The organism is Ktedonobacter sp. SOSP1-85 (genome assembly GCF_016587415.1).
Taxonomy (GTDB): Bacteria; Chloroflexota; Ktedonobacteria; order Ktedonobacterales; family Ktedonobacteraceae; genus Ktedonobacter.
Window position 1 is genome coordinate 4,607,213 of the sequence record NZ_BNJI01000001.1, and the last position, 12,742, is coordinate 4,619,954.

The 12,742-nt window shown below is 54.8% G+C and carries 11 protein-coding genes; 5 read left to right on the forward strand and 6 right to left on the reverse strand.

The features are described 5' to 3' along the window. Positions 1-200 precede the first annotated feature (200 nt). The 3 genes from KTE_RS19325 (at position 201) to KTE_RS19335 (ending at position 2,717) form a co-directional block, all read left to right on the forward strand. The gene (locus KTE_RS19325; protein ID WP_201383679.1) at positions 201-854 is read left to right on the forward strand and encodes an LON peptidase substrate-binding domain-containing protein; all 654 of its coding nucleotides are present in this window, start codon (positions 201-203) and stop codon (positions 852-854) included. Between the two features lie 36 nt (positions 855-890). Beyond that, positions 891-1,262, forward strand: coding sequence for a hypothetical protein (locus KTE_RS19330; RefSeq protein ID WP_201383681.1), 372 nt, complete (start codon positions 891-893; stop codon positions 1,260-1,262). 222 nt (positions 1,263-1,484) lie between these two features. Continuing rightward, positions 1,485-2,717: an MFS transporter gene (locus KTE_RS19335; protein WP_236600485.1), complete on the forward strand. Its 1,233-nt coding sequence runs from the start codon at positions 1,485-1,487 to the stop codon at positions 2,715-2,717. A gap of 121 nt (positions 2,718-2,838) precedes the next feature. Here KTE_RS19335 and fusA read toward each other — a convergent pair whose 3' ends face one another. Further along, entirely contained in the window at positions 2,839-4,893 is a 2,055-nt protein-coding gene (gene fusA / locus KTE_RS19340) for an elongation factor G (protein WP_201383685.1), read from the reverse strand. A gap of 304 nt (positions 4,894-5,197) precedes the next feature. On the opposite strand from fusA, the gene glyA reads away from it, so the two are divergent. Next, a complete protein-coding gene (glyA, locus tag KTE_RS19345; RefSeq protein ID WP_201383687.1) occupies positions 5,198-6,490 on the forward strand; it encodes a serine hydroxymethyltransferase in 1,293 nt (430 codons plus the stop codon). A 399-nt stretch (positions 6,491-6,889) separates the two neighbouring features. Beyond that, positions 6,890-7,324 (forward strand): MarR family winged helix-turn-helix transcriptional regulator, encoded by a 435-nt coding sequence (locus KTE_RS19350; protein WP_201383689.1) that lies wholly within the window; start codon positions 6,890-6,892, stop codon positions 7,322-7,324. 12 nt (positions 7,325-7,336) lie between these two features. Here KTE_RS19350 and KTE_RS19355 read toward each other — a convergent pair whose 3' ends face one another. The 5 genes from KTE_RS19355 to KTE_RS19375 all read right to left on the reverse strand — a co-directional run bounded on the left by KTE_RS19355 (position 7,337) and on the right by KTE_RS19375 (position 12,631). Beyond that, complete coding sequence (locus tag KTE_RS19355; RefSeq protein WP_201383691.1) at positions 7,337-7,906, reverse strand: N-acetyltransferase; 570 nt, start codon at positions 7,904-7,906, stop codon at positions 7,337-7,339. A 12-nt stretch (positions 7,907-7,918) separates the two neighbouring features. Continuing rightward, a complete protein-coding gene (locus KTE_RS19360; RefSeq protein WP_201383693.1) occupies positions 7,919-8,890 on the reverse strand; it encodes a phosphotransferase family protein in 972 nt (323 codons plus the stop codon). A 21-nt stretch (positions 8,891-8,911) separates the two neighbouring features. Continuing rightward, a complete protein-coding gene (gene ligA / locus KTE_RS19365; RefSeq protein WP_201383695.1) occupies positions 8,912-11,017 on the reverse strand; it encodes an NAD-dependent DNA ligase LigA in 2,106 nt (701 codons plus the stop codon). A gap of 53 nt (positions 11,018-11,070) precedes the next feature. Beyond that, positions 11,071-11,370, reverse strand: a complete 300-nt coding sequence (locus KTE_RS19370; RefSeq protein WP_201383697.1) for an antibiotic biosynthesis monooxygenase — start codon at positions 11,368-11,370, stop codon at positions 11,071-11,073. A 193-nt stretch (positions 11,371-11,563) separates the two neighbouring features. Continuing rightward, complete coding sequence (locus KTE_RS19375) at positions 11,564-12,631, reverse strand: phosphatidylserine/phosphatidylglycerophosphate/cardiolipin synthase family protein (RefSeq protein ID WP_201383699.1); 1,068 nt, start codon at positions 12,629-12,631, stop codon at positions 11,564-11,566. Between the last annotated feature and the right edge of the window lie 111 nt (positions 12,632-12,742).

Below are 12,742 nucleotides of genomic sequence, written 5' to 3' on the forward strand. Positions count from 1 at the left end.
AGCAAAAAGAAGTAGTTTTATGAACCAGTCGTCATGTTTGCGCCAGCGATTTTATTCCTGGCATTAGGCATGATGTTATACTATGGTCAGAATAAATAGTTCTGTGTGGATGTGCAAATGTATGCTCCGTTTTGGCGCGAAGAGGCATCTAGTTTCAGTGATGGTATATGTCATGAAACGCTAGGAGGTGCGATGGACTCATGTCGATTACCGCGATAGAATTACCTTTGTTCCCACTAGATGTGGTGCTTTTCCCGGGGACAGTCATGCCGCTCCACATCTTCGAGCCGCGCTACCGGCAGATGATCCAGGATTGCCAGCGGACGCAGAAGCCATTTGGGATTGTGCTGACAAAGCCTGAGAGCGTCTACCTACACGAGGTTCCCTACAGTGTCGGCACAATGGTGCAGATGCGCAACGTCGAGCGCATGGAAGACGGTCGCTTTACATTGATGGCAATAGGGACACGTCGTTTTCGCATCGTCAGCCAGCATCGAGATAGGCCCTATTTGTCAGCGACTGTCGAGCCATTTATGGATGATCCCGAGCCGGCCCAGATCTTAACCCTCCCCATGGCTCAGGTGTGTGGCTTGTTTCGTAACTACCTGGAGATGTTATTAGAGGCGGCGAACGAGGATAGTAGCTACGCCGATCTCCCCGAAGACCCGGAAGATCTCTCGTATTTCATCGCCTATTTCCTCGAGGTGCAGAACGAAACGAAACAGCGCCTCCTTGAAGGTACTTCGACGCAGGAACGCCTGCGCGACGAGATCAATATTCTGCGACGAGAAGTACCCTTTATGCGGCAAATCCTCTCAAAGAATTTGCCTGAGGACCGGAGTATGCTAAACTAAGCACACACTAATTTTTAGAAGTGAGGATGGGACGAGATGAGAGAGTTGCCCGGTTTTCGGCAGCAGCTTGATAACCTGCTTCGCACCCGTGATAAGGAACAGGTGCAGACATTTATGATTGAAAATGGCCAGTGGTATGAAGGCACGCCCGCTGATCCTGAATATGCCATGTGGCTTATGATCGGCGGCAGCGAGAAACTGAGCGACCTGCATGAAGAGGCGCGTGAGTGGCTGGTCAGCCATGGGCACGCGAGCGCGGCTGAGGCCCTGCTGGGGAAAGCTGGCGCCAAAGGTGGCTCATCCAAGGGACGGGCAAAACAGCAGCCTCGCGGGAAGCAGGCGCAAGGACGCAAACCAGCCGCTAAAGGTGAGCGAGGCCCAGCTAAGAGCACGCCGAAAGAGTCCTAATGAGTCCCAAAGCGAGCGTTGGCTGTAGTTAGTGCTCCAGGCTGCCGATACTATTAGTGATATCCCGATATTCATAGTATCGAATCAGAGCAGGACACTCCTGCCCTGATCATTTTTTGGGGAATAGATCAGAGCCGTAATTCTGTTGTGCTGAGTAGCGATAATAATGAAGCAGATGAATAAAAGCGCTATATTTATATGTGCAGAAGGGGTGTATGTGAATTGGGCAAGAGTAATACTCTTCTCGCATCAACAGAAGAAGAGATAAATAAGGTAAATGTTCCCCAGCTTAGCCAGCGCCTGGTCTTGTTGCTGGCGGTGGCCTGTGGCCTCGCGGCTGCCAACCTCTATTATGTGCAGCCTGTTCTGGCCGATATTGGACATGAATTTGCCGTCTCTGTAAACCAGGTAGGTGTTCTGGCCACTCTCTCCCAGCTTGGCTATGCCGTGGGTCTCCTGCTGATTATTCCGCTGGGAGACCGCTATAATCGTCGAACGCTAATTGTGACAATGCTGGTTGCCGTAACAGTCGCTTTGATCGCGATGGCTCTGGCGCCTACCCTGATGCTCCTCTCAATCGCGAGCTTCGCTGTAGGTGTTACTACCGTGATTCCACAGTTGGTTGTGCCGCTGGCAGCGAGCCTGGCGCGGCCTCAGGAGCGTGGACGAGTGGTGGGAACTGTGATGAGTGGTTTGCTAATTGGTATTTTATTGGCCCGTACCGTGAGTGGCGTGTTGGCTGCACACCTGGGCTGGCGCACGGTGTACTGGGTTGCCGCGGGATTGATGGTTCTCCTGGCCCTGATCCTGCGTTTCTTGTTGCCTCCTGATTGCCCTCAGTCAGATATGAGCTATACACAACTCTTGCGCTCGCTCTGGAGCCTCGTTAAAAGCGAGCCTGTGTTGCGCGAGACGAGCGTCTTTGGTGCGCTAGGCTTTGCGGCCTTTAGCGCGTTCTGGGCTACGCTCTCCTTCCGCCTGCAAACGCCGCCTTTTCACTATGGCAGCGAGGTGGCGGGCCTCTTTGGCCTGGTAGGTGTTGTGGGAGCACTCGCAGCCTCCTTTATTGGCCGCCTTGCCGATAAAGTCAATCCGCGTAAGACGATTGGCATCGGCCTGCTCATTCTCCTGGCCTCGTTTGGTATCTTCTGGCTGACGGGCCAGTATCTCTGGGGCCTGATTATTGGCGTCATCTTGCTGGACCTGGGGGCGCAGGCCAACCAGATCTCAAATCAGGCGCGTGTCTATAGCCTCAATCCCGCCGCGCGCAGCCGCCTCAATACGATCTATATGGTGTCGTACTTTATTGGTGGCTCACTTGGCTCGTTTCTTGGCACCTATGGCTGGGACTTCGCGGGCTGGTTTGGTGTCTGTGTTGTGGGGTTGCTGTTCCTGTTATTAGCGCTTGCCGTGTATATGCTCAATAGTCGGCGCACACAGGCCGCTAGCCGCTAGCTTTTGTTGCCATTTCACGCCTGCGGTGCTCACAGGAAAGGGATGGTGACGTGTATCTCGAGCGAATGCCCGAGATACACGTCACCATCCCTTTCCTGTTGATATGTGTTTGCAATAATTGTTAGCCAACGGCCTTTTTGTGTTGTTCGATAAGCGCCTGCTGAATGTGAGGAGGGACTTCCTCATATTGGGCAAACTCCATAGTGAAGGAGCCACGACCCTGGGTAATAGAGCGCAAATCGGTCGCGTAGCGCAGCATCTCGGCCTGGGGAACGGTGGCGGTGATACGCTGCATACCTTCTTCCTGCTCATCTGGTTCCATGCCGAGCACACGGCCACGCCTGGTATTGATGTCACTCATGACGTCACCCATATTGGCCTCTGGAATCAGGATGTTGACATGCATGACAGGCTCCAGAATGACCGGGCTGGCCAGGGGGACGGCCTCTTGCATCGCCAGGGAGGCCGCAACCTCGAAGGATTGCGCCGATGAGTCGACCGGGTGGTACTTGCCGTCATAGAGTGCAACACGCACGTAGAGCATGGGGTTGCCTGAGATGAAGCCGCGCTTGAGCGATTCGCGTACCCCCTTCTCGACACCAGGAATGAACTGGTTGGGGACGACGCCGCCTACAATGCGGTCCTCAAAGATGAAGTCCTGCTCTCCTCCGTGGGGCAGTGGCTCGATCTCCAGCCAGACATCGCCAAACTGGCCGTGTCCACCGCTCTGGCGCTTATGGCGTCCATTAGCCTTAGCCTTCTTGCGGATGGTCTCGCGGTAATGGATATGTGGATCGCGTGTCTCCAGGTCGACGCCATATTTGCGTTTGATACTCTCCACTATGATTTGCAGGTGCGCCTCGCCCATGCCAGAGAGCAGCGTCTCCGCCGTCTCGGGATCGCGTGAGACGCGTAGCGTGCGGTCTTCTTGCACGATGCGTGCCAGGACGTTGCCCATTTTGTCCAGGTCATTCTGGCTTTTGGGGATGATCGTCAGGGTGAAGCAGGGTTCGGGGAAGCGGATCGGCTCAAGGGGCGTGGTGATGTTTTTGCTATCGGTGAGTGTATCACCTGTATGGGTATTGGTAAGCTTGGACACGGTACCGAAATCGCCTGCGGAAATGGAACTGGCATTCTCTGACATTTTGCCACGTGGGAACGAGAGGGCGCCTACACGCTCATCCGTCTTTGTCTGGATATTGAAGAGATGGCTATCAGCCTTGATGCTTCCTGTATAGACGCGGAAGGTTGAGACAGTGCCGGACTGTTGCCCGGTCGTTTTAAACACCAGGGCCGAAGTGTGTCCTTCAAAGTTCTGAGCATCTTCTGGTAAGGCGTCCGCCGCGCTGGGGAGGTAGTCAAGGATAGCACTGAGCATTGTCTGGATACCGATGTTCTTCGCCGCGGAGGCACAGAGCACTGGAATGAGCTGACCCGAGGCCGTACCCACTTTGACCAGTTTAAGGATCTCGTCGTCGTTAAGGTCTATCCCCTCCAGAAATTTCTCCATCAGCTCATCATCGCTCTCGACCGCTGACTCGATAAGCTGTTCACGGTAACTATTGATGGTGTCCTGTAGCTCATCGGGGATGGAGATTTCTTGCACGCTATTGCCGCCCTCGAAGGTATAGCCCTTCTGATGCAGCAGGTCAACAACTCCCTTGAAGTTGGCCTGTTCCCCGATGGGAATTTGTAGAGGGACAACTTTGGTGCCAAATTTGGCGCGTAACGACTCAAGCGCCATATCAAAGGAGGTATTTTCGCGGTCGAGCTTGTTGACCACGACGATACGAGGAAGGTTGCGTTCATTGGCATAGTGCCAGGTTAGTTCAGTGCCGACTTCTACCCCTTTTTCGGCTGTCACCACGACCAGGGCGGCATCCGCCACGCGTAGGCCAGCTTTTACCTCACCAATGAAATCAGCGTAGCCAGGCGTGTCAATAAAATTGATCTTATGCTCATGCCACTCGATGGGAAGCACTTTGGTGTGAAGGGACATCCGACGCTTGAGTTCGTCAGGATCGTAGTCCGCAATCGAGGTTCCATCATCCACCTTCCCTTGTCGTGTTACGGCTCCAGTGTCAAATAGTGCGGCATCAATCAAGGATGTTTTCCCTGCTCCCCCGTGGGAGATCAACGCTACATTGCGAATGTATTCCGCCCCGTATACTTTCATAAGCCGTCATCCTCCTGACTTCTTTCGCAAGAGGGGGTCTCTCGCCAGGCCTTCTGGAGGGTCTGACCTGTAAGACCTCCCCCGCGCATGTGGTTCCTGACAGTATGCCCGGTGCTAGCACATGAATACTGTGCTATACGCTATTCCTGTTGAATAGGTTTAGTATAGCAGGATCATGTATTTTAATCAATAAACATGAACGTGTTTCAGACAATATCTTCTATTGTGAGACCTTACATTCTGCTGCTATACTGAAGGAGATATTTCACAGTCTTTGCTTTTAGCGTACGGGAGTAAAAAACATATGACCATAGATATACATGATATTGAACAGCTTCTGGAGCAGCAGGAGCAGTGGCGTCAGCGCCAGGCGATTAACCTGATTGCCAGCGAGAACACCCCCAGTGAGGCGGTGCGCCGCGTGCAAAATTCAGATTTTATGGGGCGCTATGCCGAGGGGCATCCTAATGAGCCGGGCAAGGTGAATCGCTACTATCAAGGGACGCGCTATATCGACGAGATTGAGCGCCAGGCGCGTACAGAGATCATGGAGCTCTTTAGAGCGCGCCAGGCAGATGTCCGCCCCATCAGCGGCAACGCCTCCAATACCGCCATTGCACTTGGATACTTGCGCGGTGGCGATACCGTTATCGCCAACTCGACCGACGCCGGCGGACATATCAGTCACGGCCCGGTGGGCGTCTTTGGTCGACGTATCCAGAATCGCGGGCAGGTGCTCAAGCTGGGCAGCGAGAAGTCGGTAAACCTGCACTATCTGCCCCTGACCGAGGACCACTATCACGTCGATGCGCAGAAGACGATTGAGTTGATCGAGCGTGTCTCGCCCCAACTGGTGATCATGGGCAAGAGCCTCTTCCTCTTCCCCGAACCCGTTAGCGAGGTCGCAGCGGCCTGTCGCGCGAAGAATATTCCGTTGCTGTATGATGGGGCACATGTCCTTGGCCTGATCGCTGGTGGTCAGTTCCAGGATCCCCTGCGCGAGGGGGCAACCTGGCTCACCGGTAGCACGCACAAGACCTTTCCCGGTCCGCAGCGCGGTGTGATCCTGGGTAACCTGGATGAAGAGGGCGAGAAGAAGTTCTGGCCTGCAGCCGACCGTGGCGTCTTCCCAGGCTCCTCCAGTAACCATCACCTGAATACATTACCTGCCTTGCTGGTCGCAACTCGCGAAATGAAGCTATATGGGCGCGACTATGCCGCGCAGATCGTGCGCAACGCCCAGGCGCTTGGTCGCAGCCTCGATGAACTGGGTACGCCAGTGGAGGCCCGTGATTTTGGTTACACAAAGAGTCATATCATCGCGGTGAATGTGGCGCAGTTTGGCGCGGGCGTGGAGGTTGCCAAGCGCCTGGAGGCCAACGATATTATCGTGAACTACAACATGCTCCCCGGTGACGAGGATCCTCGCAATCCCTCCGGTCTGCGTATCGGCGTCTCCGAGATGACGCGCTATGGCATGGATGAACAGGCCATGGGTGAGTTGGCGCAATTGATGCATGACGCGGTGCGTGGCCAGCAGGTCAAAGAGCAGGTCAATAAGCTGCGCGCGCGCTACACCGAAATGCGATACGTCTAAGATCGTAAGCTTGAGGCATCAGCCGAAGCTGGCCTTTCGCGCCTGCGGTGCTCAGTGGTAAGGGGTGTTTGATGGCGACCTGGCTTTGCCAGGTCGCCATCAAACACCCCTTACCTGAATGCGAGCATACAAGCCGAGTCAGGCGTCGAAGGGGAATTAGGAAAGCCCCGAATAAAGTGGCCATTGTTTTGACTTCAACGCTCGCTTGCATTATAGTGTATAGCAACAGGAATAGTTCAGATAACGACAGACCGTGATGTCCTGAACAGAGACAATGAATAGGTATATGCCAGTTTGTAAATAAACATATGAAGATCAGCGCTCGTCAAAGTTGCCAGAGCGCATAAGCAGTATGTGACTGCTTACCCCTGAGTGTGCGGGAGGGCCAACGGAGGAGATATGGAGCCGCAAGAACGCGAAGATTCCGAGACATTGCTGGTGCAATTTAAACGTCTTTATATCGATGCTATGCGTGTCTTTGAGCGCAAGCTTGGGATGAGCCAGGCGCGTATCTTGATTATGAGCGAGCTACTACATGAGCGCGAGGTGAGTCAGGCCGAGTTGCAGCTCCGCCTGGGGGTGGACGGAGCTGCAATCACGCGGCAAGTGAAGCAGTTGGAGCGCGAGGGCTACATCTCGCGGCGTGCCAACCCCAATGACAACCGCGTGTCGCTGGTTTCCCTGACGCCCCGGGGGCGCAGAGAGCTGACGGACCTGGTGAAGGCGCGCCTGGAGTTTGAGGATCGCGTTCTCGATGGCATCGATAGTGAGACGCGTAAACACCTGCGCCAGGTGCTCAAACATATTCATAGCAATATCCGCGCCCTGGACTGAGACGAGTTTTGCTTACTCGTGCGCGAGCAGCGACTTGGCCATTAAAATATCTGGTTTGCCCGGTCCATTGGCGTCGGGAATGATCCCTACAATGGTATAGCCTAAACGCTGATAGAATTCGTAAGGATGGCGGCCCAAATTCTCTATCTGCGCGATATTTAGCCAGAGGTCGGGCAGGAGATGTTTCCCTGATAGACTTGTGCGACCGTCCTCGTCGTCTGTACCAAGCATGATGGTAAGGCCACCACGCTCGCGGACGCGCTCCTCAAAATCAGCGATGAGCAAGCGTCCAATGCCCTGCCCCTGGTAGTGGGGAGCCACCACCAGGGGATGCAGCTCCCAGACGCGACCATCGTACTGGCTCTGGCCTGCGATCCAGCCCACAACCTCGCCCAACTCATTGGTAGCTACGCGGCTGATACAGTCGCCGCTAAAGGTTGCATAGATTTCTTCTTGCGCGCTCTCCAGGTCGGGCCATGCCATGGGTGAGGAGACCGCGAAGCCATCCACCAGGATGCGCGCGGCCTGTTCAACGGCTGCTTTATTATTTGCTTCCAGATCTACAATATGAACGGATGACATAAAATATCCTCGTTATTTTTCTTGGTACTGAGCTAGCGTACGCTCCATGAGCTCGATCACGTCGCGTACCACGACCTCATTCACTTCCGGGGCGTGCGCGAACTCGCATAAGCTGATAAGATCCAGCAGCTTAATGCAGCGATGCCAGTCCGGTGGGAGTACGCCTCCTTGCACCTGGTAGCCGCGCAGAAACTGGCTCACAAAGGCCTCAGGCATCCGGTGTTCATAACGCAGCATATTCGCAATATCGGTCAGTGGCGAGCCCGCGAAGGCGAATTCCCAGTCCAGGACCGCGCTCACCTCTCCCTCGTGTACAAGAATATTGATCCCCTTAAAGTCTGAGTGGACCAGCGCCGCCGTATGCGGAAGCGCGTCGAGATAGTCATGTTGCGCTTCGACAAAGTTCCAGAGGCGCTGGCTAAGCTCTGGCCCCAGGCGCTCCTGAGTTGGTCCCGTGGTCAGGAAATGGCGTATGAGTTGCAGGTACGACTCATTGCCAGTAAAGGGCTCAACATGCAGGTCAGGACCAAAGAAGCCTGCCTGGGGGAAGGTAAAGCTGCCAATCGCAGCCAGGGTGCTCCCGACCGCGTAGCCATAGCTGCTCTGCTCCCTGGCGTCCCCTTTCTCGATGGCATCGCGGAGGAGGATACCCTCGACCCAGGTCATAATGGTATATGGCCAGGCCAGGTGCTGGCATGAGTCGTCGTGATAGAGCATGCGTGGAACGGGAACCCGTCCCTGTACAAGCTGATAGAGATCCCTGTCCTTCTGGCTGCTAGCCTGGTCACGTCGGTACACACGTAAGACAAAGGGCTTATCAAGCCCGGCGAGCGTCAGTTTGTAGTTGGTGTTACAGTGTCCCTCCGTCAATAGCTCCGCCCCGATGACCTGGTGCCCGGGGAAGGCGGGGCGCGCCAGCATGTTGATTGTCGCGAGATCTAACTCCACAAGTGCCTGACGGCGTCCCCAATCTTGTTCTAGCATCCTGTATCCTTCCCTTGCTTGCTAGGAAACAGCTTGTTCGGACTGCTGGTACTGCTGGAGCAGATCCAGGAGCCACTGCTCATTATGTACAGGCACTTTGGCTTTCTGGGCCTTTGCTAGTTTTGAGCCAGCATCCTCGCCCGCGATCAGGTGGCTAAGCGATTTGCTGACGCCCGAGGCGATTGTACCACCCAGGGCCTTAATGGCCTCTTCAGCCGCTGTGCGCGTCATCGTATTTAGACGACCTGTGAGCAGAAAGCTTTGACCCGTAAGCGGACCTTCAACATGCTTACGCTCTTCACGCATATTGAGCCCTGCCGCACGCAGGCGCTCGATTAAGGCCTGGTTCTCCTCTTGCTGGAACCACTGTGCCACACTCTGTCCAATCTTGGGGCCAATGCCAGGTACTTCGTTGATCTGGGCTTCACTGGCGACCATAAGCGTGTCCATATCGCCAAAGGCGTCTGCCAACAACTGGGCCGTCTTCTCGCCAACATAGCGAATATTTAAGCCGAAAAGCAGGCGTGAGAGCGGGCGTTGTTTGCTGGCCTCGATGGCGTTGAGCATGTTGTTCGCACTCTTCTCCTTGATGCCCTCTAGTTCGAGCAGGTCATCGCGGGTCAGGTGATAGAAGTCGGAGACGCTCTGGAGATAGCCTGCTTCCATTAACTGCTCGCAAGTCTTCTCTCCAATTGTATCCATATCCATCGCGCCCTTGGAGACGAAGTGCGTAAAGCTCTCAAAGTTGCGGGCCGGGCATTGCTGATTGGGGCAGTAGGCCATGGCCTGATCGGGGATGCGGATGATGGCCGTGCCGCAACGGGGGCAATTCTCTGGTAGGTGATAGACCTCTTCGTTCTCGGTGCGCTTCTCCATGACGGGCTTAACGACCTGGGGAATAACCTCGCCCGCACGCTGTACCAGCACCCAGTCGCCCACGCGTAGGTCTTTGCGCTGAATGTCCTCTTCGTTATGCAGTGATGCGCGTGAGACGGTCACGCCACGAATATTGATGGGTTCAAGCTCCGCCCAGGGATTAACCGAGCCAGTGCGCCCAATATTGACTTTGATGTCGAGTAGACGCGTCGCAACCTGAATGGGCGGGTATTTGAAGGCGATGGCCCAGCGTGGATCGCGCGCTACGACGCCTAGCTCCTCTTGATGGGCCAGGTCATTGATCTTGATGACCACGCCATCGATCTCGTAGGGGAGGTTAAAGCGCTCGTGTTCCCACTTGTTGCAGAAGGCCATAACCTCTTCAAGTGTGTGTGCCAGTTGCACATGCGGATTGAGCGGGAAGCCCCATGCTTTGATGAGCTGGAGAGTCTCCCAGTGACTCTGGATGCGCATGCCCTGTACATAACCGATCTGGTAGCCAAAGAAATCCAGGTTGCGCGTACCTGTAATGCGGGAATCTTTCTGGCGTAGCGAGCCAGCCGCTGCATTGCGTGGATTGGCGAAGAGCTTATTGTCAACCATCTGCTCATTGAGCTTCTCAAAGCTCTGCGTCGACATATAGATCTCGCCGCGCACCTCGACCTTCTCGGGAATGGGGGCCGCGTCGTGCAGTTTTTGAGGAATGCTGCGAATGGTGCGCACATTGGGGGTCCAGTCTTCGCCTACCAGGCCATTGCCACGTGAGGCGCCCATTGTCAGGCGTCCCTGGTCGTAGGTGAGGGCCATCGCCAGGCCATCAATTTTGAGTTCACAGACATAGGTAAAAGTAGCATTGGGCAAAATATTCTGTGCGCGCTTGTACCAGTCATAGAGCTCTTTCTCGCTGCGGGCGTTGGCGAGGCTCAGCATTGGCACCGGGTGCCTATATTGCGCTACATCCTGCAAGGGACTCGCACCCACGCGTTGCGTCGGAGACTCAGGGGTCACTAGTTCGGGGTGTTCGCCCTCAATACGCTGTAGCTCAATCATGAGTTGGTCATATTCGGCGTCGGAAAGGGTGGGATTATCCAGCACATGGTACTGGTAGTTGGCCTCTTCAATCTGGTGCCGTAGCTCGGCGACGCGCTTGGCGAGCCTCTCCTCCTCCGTCTGCCCAGCATGTTCTAAGAGGCTCTGTGACTGCTCATTCGCCTGGTCCTGCCCGGATATTATTGCTTGCTCTTCTTGCATCCTCTCGCTCCTGATAAAAAATAGCGTGTGGGAAACGTTTGTGGATTGTCTGCTTATCTCTTCTTTTTAAAAGGCTTGATAGTGGAAGACCTCGGGCGAGCCTTCAAAGAGTCCATTGATATGACTGCGCCATTGGGGGAAGAGGGGCCTTCGCGGAAATCGACGGTATGGGCTTCGAGCGTGCTCCATGAGTTTGTGACCATAAAGCGCCCTGGCTGCTCGATACAACGTGTGGCATGCGCGGAGATGCACTCTGGATGCTGGCGAATAACCTCCAGCCCGCGAATAATACCCTGGGCCAGCTCTTCTTCTTTACCGACAACCGCCGTAAAAACCGCGATCTCTGTTATCATGGAAAAACCTCCTCAAAATATCCATCGTGTACACTGACCTCACCCTGGCTGTGAGGCCCTGCCCTATCCTATCACGGAATGCAAGCGGGTGGTAGTCGCGAAAATGCTTAGCTGATGCATTATCGAAAATGGCGAGAAAGCAGCATCCATCAGGAGGGAGTAGGCATGATGCTATTTCCTCCTGGCGTGCGCGTTAGCTGCCCTGGGAGTCGCTCCAGTCCTGTTGGAATGTTTGCTGGAGCGTATTGATCACGTTGCCATCGGCGATGATGACTCCAAGTTCGCGGTTACGCTCAAATGAGGCCGTGGAGATGTTCTCTGACCCCACAAAGGCTTTCTGCCTGTCTACGACCATCATTTTGGCATGCATATACAGTTTGCTGGACTCGCGAACCTTGACGCCACCATTCGTGATTGTGTCAATACCTTGCTGATTGCTATCACTACTCGATTGGGGTTGTGGCAAGACGACCTGGACTGCGACGCCGCGCTTGACGGCATTGATTAGGGCCTGTTCAACCTGCTGATCCTGCATTTCTTCCGCCTCGACAATGAGCGACTTCTGTGCCCCGTTGATGAGCGAGAGGAAGGCGCCACGCGAGTTGATCGGGCTGACCACGAGGTTCGAGCCATTGACCTGCACATCCTTGCGGTCCCAATCGGCATTGAAGATATCAATCGCTCCCTGTACATCCTGTGCGTTGGTATCGATGATGCCATATTCGCGGTTGGTCGTGCTGGAACTGCCGCCCAGGGCCGAGAGGGTCAGGTTGGCGGTGAGAATATAGGCAGTCTTCCCATCGAGGATCATGCCCTTCTCATGCGTAAGGGCAAACGCGGGATTGGTAGTCTTTGCCTGGACGCCAGCGGCGTTCAAGCGGTCGATGGTCTGACTGGGTGAGCTGCTTCCACTGCCGTAGGGATGGCCCTCAAGCATGACACGCACATCCTTCCCACTGTGAGCGGCCTCTTCCAGGGCGCTGATGACGTGCCGCTCCGTGAGCAGGTACATCTCGACCCAGACTGATTTCTGTGCCTGGTTAATGGCATCGGTGATCACCTGGTAACCTGCATCTGGCTCGACAAAGACCTGAACGTCCTGGGAACCAGTCCCGAGACTGGTAGGTGACCCATTTGACGTATTGCTACTGGTTCCCGTCAAATCGCCGCCATTCACGTCGCAGGCCGCGAGTAAGAGGGCGAGTGTTAGCAGGAGTGGTATAAGTATAGACCAGTGCGTTAACTTTGTTATTGGTTTCATCAGATATATCTCCTCGTACAAAATCCTTCCAGACCACTTATTTTTAGAAAACGCCTTCTACAATGTTATATACACTGCTTAGGGGGCGCAGCGGAAAGCACATTTTTATTA